Below are 18,138 nucleotides of genomic sequence, written 5' to 3' on the forward strand. Positions count from 1 at the left end.
TGTGCCGAAATTAGCCATGCCTGGAGAATCGCAATGCGCGGAGATTTTTACCAACAGTTAACAACCCAACTTGAAACCGCACGAGCGGAAGGGTTGTTTAAAGAAGAACGTATTATTACTTCTGCTCAACAAGCAGATATTACCGTTGCTGACGGTAGTCACGTCATCAACTTCTGCGCCAATAACTATCTCGGCCTCGCTAACCACCCAGAGCTTATCAATGCTGCTAAACAAGGCATGGATACGCATGGCTTTGGGATGGCCTCTGTGCGTTTCATTTGTGGAACACAAGACAGCCACAAAGAGCTGGAAGGCAAACTGGCCGGCTTCCTCGGAATGGAAGATGCCATTCTTTATTCTTCGTGTTTTGATGCCAACGGCGGTCTGTTTGAAACACTGCTTGGCCCGGAAGATGCGATTATCTCCGATGCGCTGAACCACGCATCTATCATTGATGGCGTGCGTTTGTGTAAGGCAAAGCGTTATCGCTACGCCAACAATGACATGCAAGAACTCGAAGCCCGCCTGAAAGAAGCGCGTGCGGCAGGTGCTCGCCATATCATGATCGCAACAGACGGCGTATTCTCTATGGATGGCGTGATTGCGAACCTGAATGGGGTTTGTGATTTGGCTGACGAATATGATGCTCTGGTCATGGTCGATGATTCTCACGCGGTAGGTTTTGTGGGTGAAAACGGTCGTGGCACGCATGAATATTGCAACGTGATGGATCGTGTAGACATCATTACCGGAACATTGGGCAAAGCGCTTGGTGGTGCATCTGGCGGTTATACCGCAGGTCGCAAAGAAGTGATTGAATGGCTGCGCCAGCGTTCGCGCCCGTACCTTTTCTCTAACTCATTGGCTCCGGCTATTGTTTCTGCATCCATTAAAGTTCTGGAGATGCTGGAAACTGGCGCTGAAATGCGCGATCGCCTGTGGGCGAATGCCAGCTTGTTCCGCGAGAAAATGACTGCCGCTGGCTTTACTCTGGCCGGTGCCGATCATGCCATCATCCCTGTAATGCTGGGTGAAGCGGTGGTTGCGCAGAACTTTGCTCGCGAGCTGCAAAAAGAAGGCATTTACGTCACTGGATTCTTCTATCCGGTGGTTCCAAAAGGGCAGGCGCGTATCCGTACTCAGATGTCTGCGGCTCACACGACTGAACAAATTGAACGTGCGATTGGCGCATTTACGCGTATCGGCAAACAGTTGGGCGTCATCGCCTAAGGGAGCGGTCATGAAAGCATTAGCAAAACTGAAAGCAGAAGAAGGCATCTGGATGACGGATGCACCCAAGCCAGAAATGGGTCATAACGATCTGCTGATCAAAATCCGTAAAACTGCCATTTGTGGCACCGACGTGCATATCTATAACTGGGATGAATGGTCACAAAAGACTATTCCGGTTCCAATGGTTGTCGGCCACGAATATGTCGGTGAAGTTGTTGGTATTGGCCAGGAAGTTAAAGGCTTTAAAATTGGCGATCGTGTTTCCGGTGAAGGCCATATCACTTGCGGCCACTGCCGTAACTGCCGTGCCGGTCGTACTCACTTATGCCGTAACACGACAGGCGTTGGCGTAAACCGTCCAGGCTGCTTCGCAGAATACCTGGTGCTACCTGCTTTCAATGCTTTCAAAATTCCTGACAACATCTCCGACGATTTAGCCTCTATCTTTGACCCGTTCGGCAACGCTGTTCACACCGCGCTGTCTTTCGACCTGGTCGGCGAAGATGTGCTGGTTTCTGGTGCAGGCCCAATTGGCATTATGGCGGCGGCTGTCGCTAAACACGTTGGTGCGCGTAATGTCGTTATCACCGATGTGAATGAGTACCGTCTTGAGCTGGCTCGCGAAATGGGTGTCACCCGCGCGGTTAACGTCAGCAAAGAAAACCTGACCGATGTCATGAAAGAATTAGGCATGACCGAAGGTTTCGACGTGGGTCTGGAGATGTCTGGTGCTCCGCCAGCGTTCCGTACCATGCTCGACACCATGAATCATGGTGGTCGCATTGCAATGTTGGGTATTCCGCCATCAGACATGTCTATCGACTGGACGAAAGTCATCTTTAAGGGACTGTTCATTAAGGGAATTTACGGGCGTGAGATGTTCGAGACATGGTACAAAATGGCTGCATTAATTCAGTCAGGTTTGGATCTGTCACCGATTATCACGCACCGTTTTGGTATTGATGATTTCCAGCAAGGCTTCGATGCCATGCGTTCTGGTCAATCCGGCAAAGTCATTCTTAGCTGGGATTAACAGTAAAAAGGCCCAAAAGCAGAATTTGGGCCTTTTTTTTCCTGGTTTTTTAGTATTGTATTGATTCTTTGTGTTCGCTAAAAGGTTGAAGATGAGTCATCCGCCGATAGAAGTCAGCGTTATTATCCCTGTCTACAATGGTGAAGAAAACATACGTCATCTGGTCGAGAGTGTTCTCGCGGAAACGCGTATAAATTTAGAACTTATTGTTATTAATGATGGTTCAACGGATAAGACACGCGAGATACTTAATTCAATTCAGGATGAAAGGTTGGTCATTATTGAGCAACCCAATAGCGGAGTCTATATTGCGCGCAATACCGGGTTGGCAGCGCATCGTGGGAAGTGGTTAATTCTGCTGGATGCCGATGACGCCATCACACCCGACATGATTTTTAATCGCTACACTAAAGCTGAACAGCATAATTGTGATGTGCTGATATGCAACGGCTGGCGCGGAAACCCCGGGCAGAAGTTGGCTGGATGGGAAGTTCATCGGCAACAAATTTACAACCGCATGATTTCCGGTTTCGAATGGATTAAACATGCTGTCAAAGTGCGAGAATGGCCGCATTATATTTGGTTGCAAATTGTAAGTTCGAAATATATTAAAGAAAATAATATTAACTTCCACGTGGGTACCAGTCATAAAGATATTTTATGGTCCACGGAACTGGCTCTGGCTAATGGGCGATTTTATATTTCACCAGAACCAGATTATTACTATTCAAAGAACACATCTTCTATTACCAATCACGGTCGCTATTACGATCCTCGCGCTTATAGTTACATTGATATCATCAATAAGTTAATTAATTACGCAAAATCTCCTGAATATGCAGCCGTTAGTCGCCCGCTTTATATTCATGCTTTGAGAGAAACCGGACACCTTTCAGGCCTTTACCGCAAGAAGATTAAAGATCGTGCTGCGGTTCGAAAGTCATTTCATGAGCATATCCGCTTCACCGATTTAGCAAAAGGGGTCAGCGGAATTCATGAAGCCTGGTTTTTGATCCGCCTGTGGTTCAGATTGCGTTAAAAAAATGCCAGGAATATCCTGGCATCTTATTAGCTTTTCTTGACAGTTGAATCCCAGCCTTGCCATTGGTGCTGCATGTATTTCAGCAACTGGCTTTGGCTGATGCTTTCACTTAACACCGTGAAGAAAGTGGTGGCATAGACCGGTTGCAACGGCTGTTTAGGCTTGCAAAGGTTCACGCCTTTGAATGGGTTACGCGGTTGCTCAACAGGTTTCCCCGGTGCAGTTGGGCGCGAATTATTAGGCCTTGAAGTATCAACCTGAGGCTCATTGAGCAAACTGCTCGGGCGCACCAGCGTAATATCCGCAGGTAGGTTATAGACCATTTGTTGCAGTACGCGAACGGTCGTTGGATGCGGGTGGCCGATGGCAATCGCAGAGCCATTTCGGCGCGCCAGTTCAACGGCACGATTAAACTGGAAACGAATATCCGCTTCGTTTTGTGTGTCGTCGAGGAACACTTTGCGTTTGATAACTTTGACGTTAGTGCCTGCCGCCGCACGCATCGACTGGCTATTGCCAATCGTCATGCTATCGAGAAAATAAAGATTATATTGCCCCAGCGCCTGCATAACCTTCTGCATGCCAAACAGGCTGGATGTCATCGCACTACCCATGTGGTTATTGAGGCCCACGGCATAGGGAACATCATTCACTGCTTCGCGAATAATACGTTCGATTTCGCCGCTGCTCATATCCGGGCGCAGCGTGTCCTTTTCCAGCGGCTGTTTACTCAGTGGTGCCATCGGCAAATGAATCAGGACTTCATGCCCGGCGTTATGCGCCTTAGTGGCCATTTCACGGGCGTGAGGAGCGTTGGGTAAAACTGCGACCGAAATGTTGGCAGGCAGGGCGATAACTTTGTTTTCTTGCGCGGGGCGATAACCGAAGTCATCTATCACTATTGCCAGTTTTCCGGCGTAAACGGGAGCTGTCAGCATAAGTGTGCTGACGAAAAAGAAAGACACACGACGGAATTGAAGCAAAACTTATCTTCCCAACCACGGTTGTGGATTGACGGCCTGGCCCTGGCGACGGATTTCAAAATAAAGTGACGGGCGGCCCTGACCACCACTGTTGCCCACCAGTGCAATCGCCTGGCCGGCGCGAACTTGTGTACCCACATTAACCAACGCGCTTTGGTTGTAACCATACAAACTCATATCGCCTTTGCCGTGTTCAACCACGACGACAAGGCCATAGCCCTGCAACCAGTCGGCGAGAATGACACGTCCGTCAGCAATGGCTTTAACTTCAGTGCCTTCACCCGCAGCGATAACTATCCCTTTCCAACGTAGCTCACCCTGGAGCTGTTCGCCATAGCGATGCAAAATTGACCCACGTACCGGCCAGAAGGCTTGTCCGCGTGGAGCGCCGAGGCCACCCGTACGCGAAATCAGTGAACGTTCGCTTTCTGTTGGTTTATAGGTGCTACCTTTGCTGGTCGCTTCCTTTTGGCGAGTTTTAACTTGCTCAGCTTCACGGGCTTCTTTTTCAGCTCTCGCTTTCGCAGCGGCTTCCGCACGGGCAATTTGCCCCTGGAGACGCGACTGGTTCTGGCGCATTTCACTCAGCTTTTGCTGGTCTTGCTGCAAAGAAGACTCGAGAGTCGACAGTGTTTTCTTACGCTCGTTACGCGCGCTTTCAAGCTTAGTTTGCTGAGCTTGTTGCTCGTAGAGAAGGGTCTGCTGCTCGGTTTGCTTAGATTCCAGACTGGCTTTTTGCTCATCAACTTCAGCTTTAGTTTGCTTAAGCTTTTCGATAGTTTCCTGACGCGCTGCGTTCAGGTAACCAAAATATGCCTGCAAACGTTGCCCACGCTGGCTTTCTTCGCCGCTTAAAATCAGCTGAATGCCGGTATGTTGGCCCTGGCGAAAAGCAGCATCAAGTTGAGCCGCCAGATTGCGCTCCTGTGAGGCCTGCTGTTTTTGCAGTTTCGCGAGTGAAGCATTCATGGTGTCGATTTGGCGGTTGAGCTCGGCAAGCGTGTTTTGCGTATCGCGCAGCTTGCGGCTGGCTTCGGCGATAGCTTTTTCTTGTGCCTGGAGTTGAGCGAGTAATGTAGAGCGTTGTTGCTGTTGCTGGCGTACCGCACGTTCTTGAGTCGCAATATTCTGCTGAATAGATTTCAACTCAGCGCGATCGTCGGCATGGCTGATCGAGGGGCATAACAATACGCCAGCGCTTAAAACGCTGGCGTACATCATAGGCCTGACTGAAAACAGTTTCGTTTTCACGGCCCATGTTATTGAAAAAATCGCCTTTCCCCTCATGGGGAGGGATTATTCCACGATGAACAGCGGCTTGCCAGTCATCTCTTGCGGGATTTCCATCCCCATTAGGTTCAGCATCGTTGGTGCGATATCAGAAAGCTTGCCGCCTTCAACCGCTTTCACGTTACGGGAACCGACATAAATCAACGGAACTGGCAGGCTGGTGTGCGCAGTGTGCGCCTGGCCTGTTGCCGGGTCAGCCATCTGCTCTGCGTTGCCGTGGTCAGCGGTGATAAGCAATTGCCCACCGACATTTTCAACCGAAGCAACAACCTGCGCAATACATTGGTCCAGCGCTTCGATTGCCGCAATAGCCGCTTCGTAAACACCGGTATGGCCGACCATATCACCATTTGGATAGTTACAAATGATGGTGTCGTATTTGCCGCTGTTGATAGCTGCCAGCAGTTTTTCGGTCAGTTCGACAGAACTCATTTCCGGCTGCAAATCGTAAGTAGCAACTTTCGGGGAGTTAATCAGAATGCGGTCTTCGCCAGCGAACGGCTCTTCAACGCCACCGTTATAGAAGAAGGTCACGTGAGCATATTTTTCAGTTTCGGAGATACGCAACTGAGTTTTGTCATGCTTCGCCATCCACTCACCGAAGGTATTGGTCAGTGAAGCTGGTGGATAAGCACAAGCGGCTTTGATGTCTGCTGCATATTCGGTCAGCATCACGAAATCGCCGAAGTTAATCACTTTCTTACGGGCAAAACCGTCGAAGTCAGAGTTAACAAAAGTACGGGTAATTTGACGAGCACGGTCAGCGCGGAAGTTCATGAAGATCAGCGCGTCGCCGTCGTTCATTGCGGCATCCGCTTCGCCTTCTGCACGAATCACAGTCGGTTTAACGAATTCATCGTTCTCGTCGCGAGCGTAAGCTGCTTCCAGACCTGCAACAGCAGTTTCTGCCTGGAATTCACCTTGAGCCAGAGTCAGCAGATCGTAAGCCAGTTCAACGCGATCCCAGCGGTTGTCGCGGTCCATAGCGTAGTAACGGCCAATCAGGGAGGCAACGCGGCCTTTGCCCAGAGCAGCGAATTTGTCGGCAAATTTCTTCAGAGAAGATTCTGCGCTGCGTGGCGGTGTGTCACGACCATCCAGGAATGCGTGCAGGTAGATTGCTTCTGCGCCACGCTCTGCGGCCAGTTCAATCATTGCCAGAATGTGTTCTTCGTGGCTGTGAACGCCACCGGCTGATGCCAGACCCATGATGTGTACTGCTTTGCCAGCAGCAACCGCTTTGTCTACTGCCGCAGTCAGCGTTGGGTTTGCGAAGAAAGTACGTTCTTTAATTTCAACGTCCAGGCGAGTCAGGTCCTGGTAAACAATACGGCCTGCGCCGAGGTTTACGTGGCCAACTTCGGAGTTACCCATTTGGCCGTCTGGCAGACCGACTTCCAGGCCGGATGCGTTGATCAACGTGTGTGGACGCTGCGCCCACAGGTTATCCATAACCGGGGTTTTAGCATTCAGAATAGCGTTATCTTGCTGCTCTTCGCGGTGGCCATAGCCATCCAGAATCACCAGAACCATAGGTTTTTTAGTAACTGACATTGCGACAACCTCTAAGTCAAAGACAAAATTTGCGTAATTTTACTACAGGCCACGGGGTAAATAGCCGCAGAAGATCAAAGAAAGAGGCTGGATTGTGATCGGTTTTACGTCGTTAAGGTAATTTTTTTCGTAACAGGCCGCAGAATCCACATTACCTGGCGCAGACTGGCTGTATTTGCCACAACGCAAATGTATACTCCTCACCTGGTTTTTTCATATTACTTAGTCGGGAGTTACACCCCCCCATGCAAGAAATTATGCAATTCATTAGTCGCCATCCCATACTTAGTCTGGCGTGGGTTGGCTTACTGGCCGCCGTACTTTTCATGACCTTTAAAGGCTTAACCTCTAAAGTTAAAGTTATCACTCGTGGCGAAGCGACACGCCTGATCAACAAAGAAGATGCTGTTGTGGTTGACGTACGTTCGCGTGATGATTATCGCAAAGGCCATATCGCTAACTCATTGAACGTGTTGCCTGCTGACATTAAAAGTGGCAACTTCGGTGAGCTGGAAAAACATAAAGCACAGCCGGTGATCGTGGTTTGTGGCAACGGTGTTTCTTCTCAAGAATCAGCAGCGCTGCTGACCAAAGCTGGTTTTGAGCAAGTCACTTTGCTGAAAGAAGGGATTGCTGGCTGGAGCGGGGAAAACCTGCCGTTGGTTCGCGGTAAATAAATCGAGACGCACACTGGGGATGACCATGGCGAATATTGAAATCTACACCAAAGCAACCTGTCCGTTTTGCCATCGTGCAAAAGACCTGCTGAAAAGCAAAGGGGTCGCGTTTCAGGAATTAGCGATTGATGGCGATGCCGTTAAGCGTGAAGAGATGATTAAACGCAGTGGGCGCACCACAGTGCCGCAGATTTTTATTGACGCACAGCACATTGGTGGTTGCGATGACTTGTACGCACTCGATGCTCGTGGTGGACTCGATCCCCTGCTGCGCTAGTGCAGTTCCTTTGTCGCATACTGCCGTTTAAGGACGTATTAATTTTTTAAGGGTTTAAAAATGTCAGAACAAAACAACACAGAAATGGCTTTCCAGATTCAGCGTGTTTACACCAAAGACATCTCTTTTGAAGCGCCGAACGCACCGCATGTATTCCAGAAAGACTGGCAGCCAGAAGTTAAACTGGATCTCGATACAGCTTCCAGCCAACTGGCAGATGACGTTTATGAAGTTGTGTTGCGTGTGACTGTGACCGCAACACTGGGCGAAGACACTGCATTCCTGTGCGAAGTTCAGCAGGCGGGTATCTTCTCCATCGGTGGGATCGAAGGTCCGCAGATGGCACATTGCCTGGGTGCGTACTGCCCGAACATTCTGTTCCCTTATGCACGTGAAGCAATCACTAGCCTGGTTTCTCGTGGCACCTTCCCGCAGCTGAACCTTGCACCGGTTAACTTCGATGCGCTGTTCATGAGTTATCTGCAGCAGCAATCTGGCGAAGGCGAAGGTGCTGAAAACCATCAGGATGCCTGATGAACAGCCTTAATGCTTCAATGACTGTGATCGGTGCCGGTTCTTACGGCACCGCTCTTGCCATCACCCTGGCGCGGAATGGCCACCACGTCGTATTGTGGGGCCATGACCCTAAACATCTTGCTGTATTGCAGGCCGATCGCTGCAATGCTGCATTTCTTCCTGACGTTCCTTTTCCAGACACTCTTCACCTTGAAAGCGACTTAGCAAAAGCATTGGCTGCCAGCCGCAATATTCTGGTTGTCGTGCCGAGCCACGTTTTCGGCGAAGTGCTGCGTCAAATTAAGCCACTTATGCGCAAAGATGCGCGTATCGTGTGGGCGACTAAAGGTCTGGAAGCTGAAACCGGACGTTTGCTACAAGACGTTGCGCGTGAAGCGTTAGGAGACGAAATCCCATTAGCGGTGATTTCCGGCCCGACGTTTGCCAAAGAGCTGGCGGCAGGTTTGCCGACAGCAATTGCACTGGCAGCAACGGACGAAACTTTTGCTCAGGATCTCCAGCAATTGCTGCACTGTGGCAAAAGCTTCCGTGTTTACAGTAACCCGGATTTCATCGGCGTGCAGTTGGGCGGCGCGGTGAAAAACGTGATTGCGATTGGCGCGGGGATGTCTGACGGCATTGGCTTTGGTGCTAACGCTCGAACGGCATTGATCACGCGTGGCCTTGCGGAAATGACGCGTCTTGGTAGTGCCTTGGGTGCAGATCCTGAAACCTTTATGGGAATGGCAGGGCTAGGCGACCTGGTACTGACTTGTACCGATAACCAATCACGTAACCGTCGCTTCGGCATGGCGCTGGGGCAGGGTGCGGACGTGGATTCGGCACAGCAGAAAATCGGCCAGGTTGTTGAAGGCTATCGCAATACCAAAGAAGTGCGGGAACTGGCGGCGCGTGTAGGCGTCGAAATGCCAATAACCGAGGAAATTTATCAGGTATTGTATTGCGGAAAAAACGCTCGCGAGGCAGCATTGACTTTGCTTGGTCGTACTCGCAAGGATGAGCGGAGCGGTAGTTAATACCCATCATACTTCAAGCCGCATCTTTGTTGGCTGCGTGAACTCACCCGAATCACTTACTTATGTAAGCTCATCGGGATTCGTTCTCTTGCCGCCGCGATGCAACTCGAATTATTTTGGGTATAGCTACAATTGATGGAACAACACAACCGCAATAACTGAAGCGTTCCGGTACTTTGTGCCGGGCGCTGTTTTTCTGTCTGGAGAGAGCAATGTCGTCTGAAGAACTGGATCTGGTGTGGAACAACATTAAAGCCGAAGCGCGAGCGCTTGCCGATTGTGAACCGATGTTGGCCAGTTTTTATCACGCAACTCTCCTCAAGCACGAAAACTTAGGCAGTGCGCTGAGCTATATGCTCGCCAATAAACTTGCTTCCCCGATTATGCCCGCTATCGCGATTCGTGAAGTTGTCGAAGAAGCTTACGCGGCAGAACCACAAATGATTGCCTCCGCCGCCTGCGATATTCAGGCCGTGCGCACCCGTGACCCGGCGGTAGATAAATATTCTACTCCGCTGTTATACCTGAAAGGTTTTCATGCGCTGCAATCCTACCGTATCGGCCACTGGCTGTGGAAAGAGGGCCGCCGCGCGTTAGCGATATTCCTGCAAAACCAGGTTTCAGTCTCGTTCCAGGTCGATATCCACCCGGCGGCGAAAATTGGCTGTGGGATTATGCTCGATCACGCCACCGGCATTGTGATCGGTGAAACGGCTATCGTTGAAAATGACGTGTCGATTTTGCAGTCGGTAACGCTGGGTGGTACTGGCAAAACCAGTGGCGATCGCCACCCTAAGATTCGTGAAGGCGTGATGATTGGTGCCGGCGCAAAAATCCTCGGCAACATTGAAATTGGGCGCGGCGCGAAAATTGGCGCAGGCTCAGTGGTGTTACAACCAGTGCCGCCTCATACCACGGCTGCTGGGGTTCCTGCGCGGATTGTGGGTAAACCTGAAAGCGATATGCCTGCCATTGATATGGATCAGCACTTTAACGGAGCCAACAATGGCTTCGAATACGGCGACGGAATCTAGCTTCTCAGAACGGCGCCGGGATAACCCAACTGGCGCCACGCTTCGTAAACCACCACTGATACTGCGTTCGACAGATTCATGCTGCGGCTGTCCGGCATCATCGGAATACGAATTTTTTGTTCAGCTGGCAGAGCATCAAGAATAGTTGCAGGCAGGCCACGCGTCTCCGGGCCAAACACCAAATAATCCCCATCCTGATAGCTTACAGCACTGTGCGCAGGTGTTCCCTTTGTGGTCAACGCAAAGATTCGCTGTGGGTTTTCTGCTTCCAGAAAAGCGCTGTAGTCTTTATGGCGGTTAACGACGGCGAATTCGTGATAATCCAGCCCTGCGCGACGAAGACGCTTATCATCCCAGCCAAAGCCTGTCGGCTCGATAATGTGCAACCGGAAGCCGGTATTGGCACAAAGACGGATGATATTCCCGGTATTCGGTGGGATTTCAGGTTCAAACAACACGATATTTAGCATACGGCCCCCATAAGACAAGGCGCGCAGAATATCAATTTATCGCCAGAAGGAAAACAGGCCCCGAAGGGCCTGGTCTTTACGATGATTAATTAACGATGATAGAGCGGCAGCCAAAGAACCAGCCGCAACCCGCCTAACGGGCTGTCGTCAGCTTTCACCCAACCACGATGCTGCTGAACAGCCGTTTCTACAATCGCTAATCCCAGCCCTGTTCCACCAGATTCGCGATCGCGCGCTTCGTCTGTGCGATAGAACGGCCGGAATATTTGCTCACGATCTTCCGGGCTAACGCCTGGGCCGTCATCATCAACCGTGATAGTAATCCCTTGATTATCAACGGAGAAATTGACAGCTATTTTCGTATGCGAGTAGCGTAAGGCGTTGCGAACAATATTCTCCAGCGCGCTTTCCAGCGAGTTGGGATTACCGTACATCAACCACGGGCCAGGCGGGTAAGTGACTTCCAGCGATTTGCCCATCTGTTCGGCCTCAAAGGCTGCGTTATCCAGCACTTCGGACCAGATTTGATTGGCTTTCATCGTCTCGCTTGCCAGCGCATTTTTTTGCTGATTGCGCGACATCACCAGCAGGTCGTTGATCATGCCGTCCAGGCGCTGAGCTTCGGTTTCAATACGCTCAAGCTCTTTGCTTTCACCCGCTTTACGGCGCAGCAGGGCTGTACCTAATTGCAGACGGGTTAACGGTGTACGCAGTTCATGGGAAATGTCAGACAATAGCCTTTGTTGGCTCGTCATCATTCTTTCCAGCGCGGTAATCATCTGGTTAAAACTGGCACCGGCCGCGAGAAATTCTTGCGGTCCGGATTCGAGTTCAGGATGTTGACGCAAATTCCCCTGCGCCACCTCATCGGCAGCATTCTTCAACTTACGCGCAGGTTTTGCCAGGCTCCACGCCAGCCATAACAGCAGCGGTGAACTGACCAGCATAGTGACTATGAGTAACAGTAAAGGTCTATCAAACAGCAGGTTAATAAAATCAGATTGGGAGTTACTTGCGGGGCGAATCAGGTAGAGCTGGTAGTTATCTTCGCCATCTCGCACGGAGAATGGCCCTACCAATTCGACACGACCATATTTTTTCTTTTGCGGATGATCCGAGTTATCGGACTGGCCGATAAAGTTACGGATTATCTGCATCTCATTGCGCTGGGCGCCAATCACTCGCCCTTCGCTGGTCACGAGTAACAAACGCTGCCCGGGTGGTGCCCATTTATCAATGGCCCGGAACAAACGACGCCACCACATCAGGTCGTTGGGTGGATCGTTTTCAAGTTCCGCTTCGACATGCTGTTCAATCATGATGCCTTGACGTTGCTCATTTTCCATCAGTTCGGTCATTTGACGTGAATCCAGTTTAGGCAGCATCAGCACTAGCATCAGCACTAACGCCAACGTTAACCAGAAGATGGCAAAAATACGCGCGGTAAGGCTACTTATCATGAAGCAGACACCATCAGGTAGCCGCGGCCACGTAATGTTTTAAACCACGGATGACCGTCTTTGCGATCCGGTAACTTACGACGCAAATTGGAAATATGCATGTCGATTGCGCGGTCGAAAGGTGTCAGGCGTTTACCCAGAACTTCCTGGCTTAAATGTTCGCGAGAAACCACCTGGCCCAAATGCTGCGCCAGCAAATAGAGCAGGGTAAATTCGGTACCGGTCAAATCCAGCGCTTGCCCATCAAAGCTTGCTTCCTGGCGACCAGGATTGAGGCTTAAGCCGTCAACTTCAACGGTTGGCGAGCCACTGTCACTGTTTTGCTGCTGCTCACTCCAGTGTGAACGACGCAAAATAGCGCGTATACGGGCCACCAGTTCACGATCGTTAAATGGTTTAGGCAAGTAGTCATCTGCACCCAGTTCGAGGCCGAGAACGCGATCCAGCTCGCTTCCTCGAGCTGTAAGCATAATGACAGGAGTCTGGTGTGACTGGCGCAACTCTTTCAATGTATCAATGCCATTTTTCTTTGGCATCATCACGTCGAGCAATAAAAGGTCAATGGTGTCATCAAGAAGCTCCAACGCTTGTTCACCATCGTGGGCAACAATTACGTTAAAACCTTCCATGTCGAGCAGTTCCTTTAACAGGGAAGTAAGCTCTCGGTCATCATCAACTAGCAGAATTTTATTCATTGTTAAATTACCTCCGAGGCAGAAATTACGTCATCAAGGCGCGCTAATCTATGACTTTACGTTGTTTTACACCCCCTGACGCTAGTTTGCAGCGGGAATCGTAGACTGGCTCTCGTTGAATCGCAGCACAGATGATTTCAGGAGCAAGTGATGCGCAATGTTACCGCTGCCGTCATGGCCTCTACATTGACTCTGATTACCCTGGCGAGCCAAGCCAGAGAGTTACCGGCTAGCGATAACTGGTACCAGGGCGGTGAAGGCACGGTGAAGCGAAATAGCCTTCAAAGCCATATGTTCGACGGGATAAACCTGACCGAACAACAGCGCCAACAAATGCGCGATCTAATGCAACGGGCACGGCATGATAGCCCACCCGTGAATGTAAGCGAAATGGAGACCATGCATAATCTGGTCACCGCAGAGAATTTTGACGAAACGGCAGTGCGTGCTCAGGCTGAAAAAATGGCACAAGAACAAGTGGCTCGCCAGGTTGAAATGGCGAAGGTACGCAATCAAATGTACCGCTTGTTGAGTCCTGAACAGCAGGCCGTTTTGAATGACAAACACCAACAGCGCATGAATCAGTTTCGTGAACTGTCGGATCTGCAACATATGTCTTCGTTGCAGGCATTGAGTAGTAGCAGTAAGCGTAGTAACCAGTAACAAACCCTGTTTTCCTTGCCATAGACACCATCCCTGTCTTCCCCGCCTTAACAGGCGGGTTTTTTTTGCCTGAAGGTTCGGATGAATCCGCTATACTAGCCAGCAATCATTCGCTGGAGCCCCTATGAATCAACAATATGGGAAGCTGGTCAGCCGTGCAGCAATTGCCGCAACGGTGATGGCAACGCTGTTACTTTTGATCAAGATTTTCGCCTGGTGGTATACCGGTTCGGTCAGTATTCTGGCTGCATTGGTCGATTCGCTGGTGGATATCGCCGCGTCGCTGACTAACCTTCTTGTCGTGCGTTATTCTCTGCAACCTGCGGATGAAGAACACACTTTTGGGCATGGGAAAGCGGAATCGCTGGCGGCACTCGCACAAAGTATGTTTATTTCTGGTTCCGCACTGTTCCTGTTTTTGACCGGGATTCAGCATTTAGCGGATCCGGCACAAATGAAACAACCGTTAGTGGGTGTGATCGTTACGGTTATCGCATTACTCAGTACACTTGTACTTGTGACGTTCCAACGTTGGGTCGTGCGCAAGACGCAAAGCCAGGCCGTTCGGGCAGATATGCTTCATTATCAGTCTGATGTTATGATGAACGGAGCCATTTTGGTTGCGCTGGCGCTGTCCTGGTATGGCTGGCATCGCGCTGATTCGATATTTGCATTAGGTATTGGCGTCTATATTTTATATAACGCGATTCGCATGGGGCATGAAGCCGTGCAATCCCTTTTAGATCGCGCATTACCCGATGACGAACGACAGGCAATTGTTGATATCATCAATGCATGGCCCGGTGTTAAAGGGGCGCATGATTTACGCACGCGGCAGTCAGGGCCGACCCGCTTTATTCAAGTCCATATCGAAATGGAAGACAATCTGCCACTGGTTCAGGCGCATGTTATTGCCGAACAAGTGGAGCAAGCGATTTTGCGTCGTTTCCCTGGGTCAGATGTGATTATTCACCAGGACCCCTGCTCGGTAGTCCCGACGCAGCAACAAGGGCATTTTGAGCTCTAAATATTCGTTGTAAAACCAGGCATTATTGGAATTTTTTGGATAAAATACCGACATATGGCCTGACCTGAATCAATTCAGCAAGAAGCGGTTGTTATACTATTTGTAGCAGAGTCGACGCCTCGGCATGCCGCAGGCCGTTTCCGGCAACAGGATTAATTTGCATTCAAAAGTTCAGAGGTAGTCATGATCAAAAAAATTGGTGTGTTGACGAGTGGCGGTGATGCGCCAGGTATGAACGCCGCGATTCGTGGTGTTGTCCGTGCTGCATTGTCGGAAGGTCTGGAAGTTGTGGGTGTTTATGATGGCTATCTGGGACTGTATGAAGACCGCATGGTGAATCTGGACCGCTACAGCGTGTCCGATATGATCAACCGTGGCGGCACCTTCCTGGGTTCCGCTCGTTTCCCGGAGTTTCGTGATGAGAAAATCCGTGAAGTGGCTATCGAGAATTTGAAAAAACGCGGTATCGATGCGCTGGTTGTTATCGGTGGTGACGGTTCCTATATGGGTGCGATGCGCCTGACTGAAATGGGTTTCCCATGTATCGGTCTGCCAGGCACCATTGATAACGACATCAAAGGCACTGATTACACTATCGGTTTCTTTACCGCTCTGGAAACAGTCGTTGAAGCAATCGACCGTCTGCGTGACACCTCTTCCTCCCACCAGCGTATTTCTATCGTGGAAGTAATGGGCCGTTACTGTGGCGATTTGACCTTAGCTGCGTCAATTGCCGGTGGCTGTGAGTTTGTTGTCCTGCCAGAAGTTGAGTTCAATCGCGAAGACCTGGTTGAAGAAATCAAAGCGGGCATCGCGAAAGGTAAAAAACACGCTATCGTGGCGATTACAGAGCACATCTGTGATATCGACGAACTGGCTCAATATATCGAAGCGGAAACCAAGCGTGAAACTCGCGCTACTGTTCTGGGCCACATTCAGCGCGGTGGTTCACCGGTTGCTTACGATCGCATTCTGGCTTCCCGCATGGGCGCTTACTCCATCGAACTGTTGCTGCAAGGCCACGGTGGTCGTTGCGTAGGCATTCAGAATGAGAAGCTGGTTCACCATGACATCATCGACGCTATCGAAAGCATGAAGCGTCCGTTCAAAGGTGACTGGCTGGATTGCGCTAAGAAACTGTATTAATTCACGAACAGTGAAAATTGAAGCCGGGGAAACCCGGCTTTTTGTTGTCTGTTATATGCTCAATAGTTATAGCCAATCTTTTTTTATTCTTTAATGAACGGTTAAATTTCTGGCACGCTGCTTTTATCAAATCTGATTAAAGAGAGCGAACGATGAACAAGTGGGGAGTTGGACTTACATTACTGTTGGCATCAACCAGCGTACTGGCGAAAGATATTCAGTTACTTAACGTCTCATACGATCCCACTCGCGAACTTTATGACGAGTACAACAAGGCGTTCAGTGCTCACTGGAAACAACAAACCGGCGATAACGTTGTTATTCGTCAGTCTCACGGTGGCTCAGGTAAACAAGCAACGTCTGTTATCAACGGCATTGAAGCTGACGTAGTGACTCTGGCCCTGGCGTACGATGTCGATGCTATCGCTGAACGTGGCCGTATCGATAAAAACTGGATCAAGCGCCTGCCAGACAACTCCGCGCCTTATACGTCGACTATCGTTTTCCTGGTGCGCAAAGGCAATCCGAAACAAATTCATGACTGGAACGATCTGATTAAACCGGGCGTTTCCGTTATCACTCCAAACCCGAAAAGCTCAGGCGGCGCGCGCTGGAACTATCTGGCAGCGTGGGGTTATGCCCTTCATCACAACAATAACGATCAAGCCAAAGCGCAAGATTTCGTGAAAGCGCTGTATAAAAACGTTGAAGTGCTGGACTCCGGTGCTCGCGGTTCAACCAATACCTTCGTTGAGCGCAATATCGGTGATGTGCTGATTGCCTGGGAAAACGAAGCATTACTGGCAACTAACGAGCTGGGCAAAGATAAGTTTGAAATTGTCACCCCAAGCGAATCAATCCTTGCCGAGCCTACCGTTTCTGTCGTCGATAAAGTGGTCGATAAGAAAGGGACTCAGGAAGTTGCTACGGCGTATCTGAAATACCTTTACTCGCCAGAAGGCCAGGAAATTGCGGCGAAAAACTACTATCGCCCACGCAATGCAGACGTTGCGAAGAAGTATGAAAGTGCGTTCCCGAAACTAAAACTGTATACCATTGATGAAGAGTTCGGCGGCTGGACAAAAGCGCAGAAAGATCACTTCTCAAATGGCGGAACCTTCGACCAGATTAGTCAGCGTTAAGTTTAAAGGCGGCTCCGAAAGGAGCCGTTTTGCTTTTGAGTTTCCGTAAGTTGCGTTACGCTGAGCATCCCTCTTATTGCTCCTGAGGTTTCAATTGCGGTTACGACGCCCGGTAATTCTTTTAATCCTCGTATTGCTTGTTACCGCGGTGGGATGGTTTAGCCTGCGGCAATATTTGCATCACCCCGATGCGCTTTGGCGAATCGTCAGCCAGCAATGTGTTCCTCATCAGCAAAAAAACCAAAGCCCTGAACCTTGCGCCAAAGTGGATTTGCGCTCGAGATATGTTTTGCTCAAAGACATCAACGGCCCACTTCAATATTTGCTCATGCCTGCCGCGAAAATTAAAGGTATGGAAAGCTCTGAGCTTTTGCAGCCGAAAACACCGAATTTCTTTTGGCTGGCCTGGCAGCAGCGCAATGTGATGAGTGTTCACCGAGGATCTCACGTGCCTGACGAAGTTATTTCGCTCACGATAAACTCCACGTCCGGGCGCACGCAAAACCAGCTGCATATTCATATTTCCTGTTTGCGGGAGGATGTGCGCGAGCAGTTGAATCGCTATACAAACACCCTGAACAGCCACTGGCAGCCATTCCCGGAATCATTGGCGGGAAACCAGTACATCGCAAGAAAAGTGGGTGTGGAGGAGTTTTCACAATCTGGCCCGTTCATCATGCTGGCGAATCAGGTTCCGCAGGCACGCGAGCATATGGGGCGTTACAGTATTGCGATGGCACAACTGGCTGACGGAGATTGGGCAGTTTTGGCGACGGAGCGGAATTTACTACGCTTGAATCTGGCTTCTGCTGAGCAACTACAAGATCATGACTGCGGATTGCTCAAAAAATAAAGGCCC

The 18,138-nt window shown here is 50.2% G+C and carries 19 protein-coding genes; 13 read left to right on the forward strand and 6 right to left on the reverse strand.

Annotated features, from left to right (window positions below):
• Window positions 1–33: 33 nt before the first annotated feature.
• The 3 genes from kbl (at window position 34) to AC0IWZ_RS21625 (ending at window position 3,305) form a co-directional block, all read left to right on the forward strand.
• Window positions 34–1,230 carry a glycine C-acetyltransferase gene (gene kbl / locus AC0IWZ_RS21615; protein ID WP_471678499.1) on the forward strand — a complete coding sequence of 399 codons (1,197 nt, stop codon included), beginning with the start codon at window positions 34–36 and terminating at the stop codon, window positions 1,228–1,230.
• Between the two features lie 10 nt (window positions 1,231–1,240).
• Complete coding sequence (tdh, locus tag AC0IWZ_RS21620; protein WP_034500019.1) at window positions 1,241–2,266, forward strand: L-threonine 3-dehydrogenase; 1,026 nt, start codon at window positions 1,241–1,243, stop codon at window positions 2,264–2,266.
• Between the two features lie 91 nt (window positions 2,267–2,357).
• Entirely contained in the window at window positions 2,358–3,305 is a 948-nt protein-coding gene (locus AC0IWZ_RS21625; RefSeq protein WP_471678498.1) for a glycosyltransferase, read from the forward strand.
• Between the two features lie 29 nt (window positions 3,306–3,334).
• Here the strand turns inward: AC0IWZ_RS21625 and AC0IWZ_RS21630 are convergent, their stop codons facing one another.
• Genes AC0IWZ_RS21630 through gpmM form a run of 3 tightly spaced genes read right to left on the reverse strand, consistent with a single transcriptional unit; the run spans window position 3,335 to window position 7,135 of the window.
• The gene (locus tag AC0IWZ_RS21630) at window positions 3,335–4,291 is read right to left on the reverse strand and encodes a divergent polysaccharide deacetylase family protein (RefSeq protein WP_034500023.1); all 957 of its coding nucleotides are present in this window, start codon (window positions 4,289–4,291) and stop codon (window positions 3,335–3,337) included.
• 3 nt (window positions 4,292–4,294) lie between these two features.
• Window positions 4,295–5,578 carry a murein hydrolase activator EnvC gene (gene envC, locus AC0IWZ_RS21635; protein WP_471678497.1) on the reverse strand — a complete coding sequence of 428 codons (1,284 nt, stop codon included), beginning with the start codon at window positions 5,576–5,578 and terminating at the stop codon, window positions 4,295–4,297.
• Window positions 5,579–5,587: 9 nt separating this feature from the next.
• Window positions 5,588–7,135 (reverse strand): 2,3-bisphosphoglycerate-independent phosphoglycerate mutase, encoded by a 1,548-nt coding sequence (gpmM, locus tag AC0IWZ_RS21640; RefSeq protein WP_471678496.1) that lies wholly within the window; start codon window positions 7,133–7,135, stop codon window positions 5,588–5,590.
• Window positions 7,136–7,380: 245 nt separating this feature from the next.
• Between gpmM and AC0IWZ_RS21645 the strand changes: the two genes are divergently transcribed.
• From AC0IWZ_RS21645 to cysE, 5 genes are all read left to right on the forward strand, one after another.
• Window positions 7,381–7,812: a rhodanese-like domain-containing protein gene (locus AC0IWZ_RS21645; RefSeq protein WP_034500027.1), complete on the forward strand. Its 432-nt coding sequence runs from the start codon at window positions 7,381–7,383 to the stop codon at window positions 7,810–7,812.
• Window positions 7,813–7,837: 25 nt separating this feature from the next.
• A complete protein-coding gene (grxC, locus tag AC0IWZ_RS21650) occupies window positions 7,838–8,089 on the forward strand; it encodes a glutaredoxin 3 (protein WP_034500028.1) in 252 nt (83 codons plus the stop codon).
• 60 nt (window positions 8,090–8,149) lie between these two features.
• On the forward strand, window positions 8,150–8,623 hold the full coding sequence (gene secB, locus AC0IWZ_RS21655) for a protein-export chaperone SecB (RefSeq protein ID WP_034461441.1): 474 nt from the start codon (window positions 8,150–8,152) through the stop codon (window positions 8,621–8,623).
• A complete protein-coding gene (gene gpsA, locus AC0IWZ_RS21660) occupies window positions 8,623–9,642 on the forward strand; it encodes an NAD(P)H-dependent glycerol-3-phosphate dehydrogenase (RefSeq protein WP_034500030.1) in 1,020 nt (339 codons plus the stop codon). Before secB ends, gpsA begins: the two co-directional genes overlap by 1 nt.
• Before the next feature lie 212 nt (window positions 9,643–9,854).
• Window positions 9,855–10,676: a serine O-acetyltransferase gene (gene cysE / locus AC0IWZ_RS21665; RefSeq protein ID WP_034500031.1), complete on the forward strand. Its 822-nt coding sequence runs from the start codon at window positions 9,855–9,857 to the stop codon at window positions 10,674–10,676.
• On the opposite strand, the gene trmL is transcribed toward cysE, so the two are convergent.
• The 3 genes from trmL to cpxR form a co-directional block, all read right to left on the reverse strand.
• Window positions 10,673–11,146: a tRNA (uridine(34)/cytosine(34)/5-carboxymethylaminomethyluridine(34)-2'-O)-methyltransferase TrmL gene (gene trmL / locus AC0IWZ_RS21670; protein WP_471678495.1), complete on the reverse strand. Its 474-nt coding sequence runs from the start codon at window positions 11,144–11,146 to the stop codon at window positions 10,673–10,675. The two genes, cysE and trmL, sit on opposite strands and share 4 nt — an antisense overlap.
• 89 nt (window positions 11,147–11,235) lie before the next feature.
• Window positions 11,236–12,606, reverse strand: coding sequence for an envelope stress sensor histidine kinase CpxA (gene cpxA, locus AC0IWZ_RS21675; protein WP_172895981.1), 1,371 nt, complete (start codon window positions 12,604–12,606; stop codon window positions 11,236–11,238).
• Window positions 12,603–13,301, reverse strand: coding sequence for an envelope stress response regulator transcription factor CpxR (gene cpxR, locus AC0IWZ_RS21680; protein WP_034461436.1), 699 nt, complete (start codon window positions 13,299–13,301; stop codon window positions 12,603–12,605). The genes cpxA and cpxR overlap by 4 nt, the downstream gene beginning before the upstream one ends.
• A 150-nt stretch (window positions 13,302–13,451) precedes the next feature.
• Here cpxR and cpxP point away from each other — a divergent pair, with 150 nt between their 5' ends.
• The 5 genes from cpxP (at window position 13,452) to AC0IWZ_RS21705 (ending at window position 18,132) form a co-directional block, all read left to right on the forward strand.
• Window positions 13,452–13,964 carry a cell-envelope stress modulator CpxP gene (gene cpxP / locus AC0IWZ_RS21685; protein ID WP_034500035.1) on the forward strand — a complete coding sequence of 171 codons (513 nt, stop codon included), beginning with the start codon at window positions 13,452–13,454 and terminating at the stop codon, window positions 13,962–13,964.
• Between the two features lie 124 nt (window positions 13,965–14,088).
• Entirely contained in the window at window positions 14,089–14,991 is a 903-nt protein-coding gene (gene fieF / locus AC0IWZ_RS21690) for a CDF family cation-efflux transporter FieF (RefSeq protein ID WP_410374158.1), read from the forward strand.
• A gap of 183 nt (window positions 14,992–15,174) precedes the next feature.
• On the forward strand, window positions 15,175–16,137 hold the full coding sequence (pfkA, locus tag AC0IWZ_RS21695; protein WP_034500037.1) for a 6-phosphofructokinase: 963 nt from the start codon (window positions 15,175–15,177) through the stop codon (window positions 16,135–16,137).
• A gap of 152 nt (window positions 16,138–16,289) precedes the next feature.
• Window positions 16,290–17,279 (forward strand): sulfate/thiosulfate ABC transporter substrate-binding protein Sbp, encoded by a 990-nt coding sequence (gene sbp / locus AC0IWZ_RS21700; protein WP_034500038.1) that lies wholly within the window; start codon window positions 16,290–16,292, stop codon window positions 17,277–17,279.
• A gap of 94 nt (window positions 17,280–17,373) precedes the next feature.
• Window positions 17,374–18,132, forward strand: a complete 759-nt coding sequence (locus AC0IWZ_RS21705; protein ID WP_471678494.1) for a CDP-diacylglycerol diphosphatase — start codon at window positions 17,374–17,376, stop codon at window positions 18,130–18,132.
• Window positions 18,133–18,138: the final 6 nt, after the last annotated feature.

The organism is Buttiauxella sp. AC142, assembly GCF_979253435.1.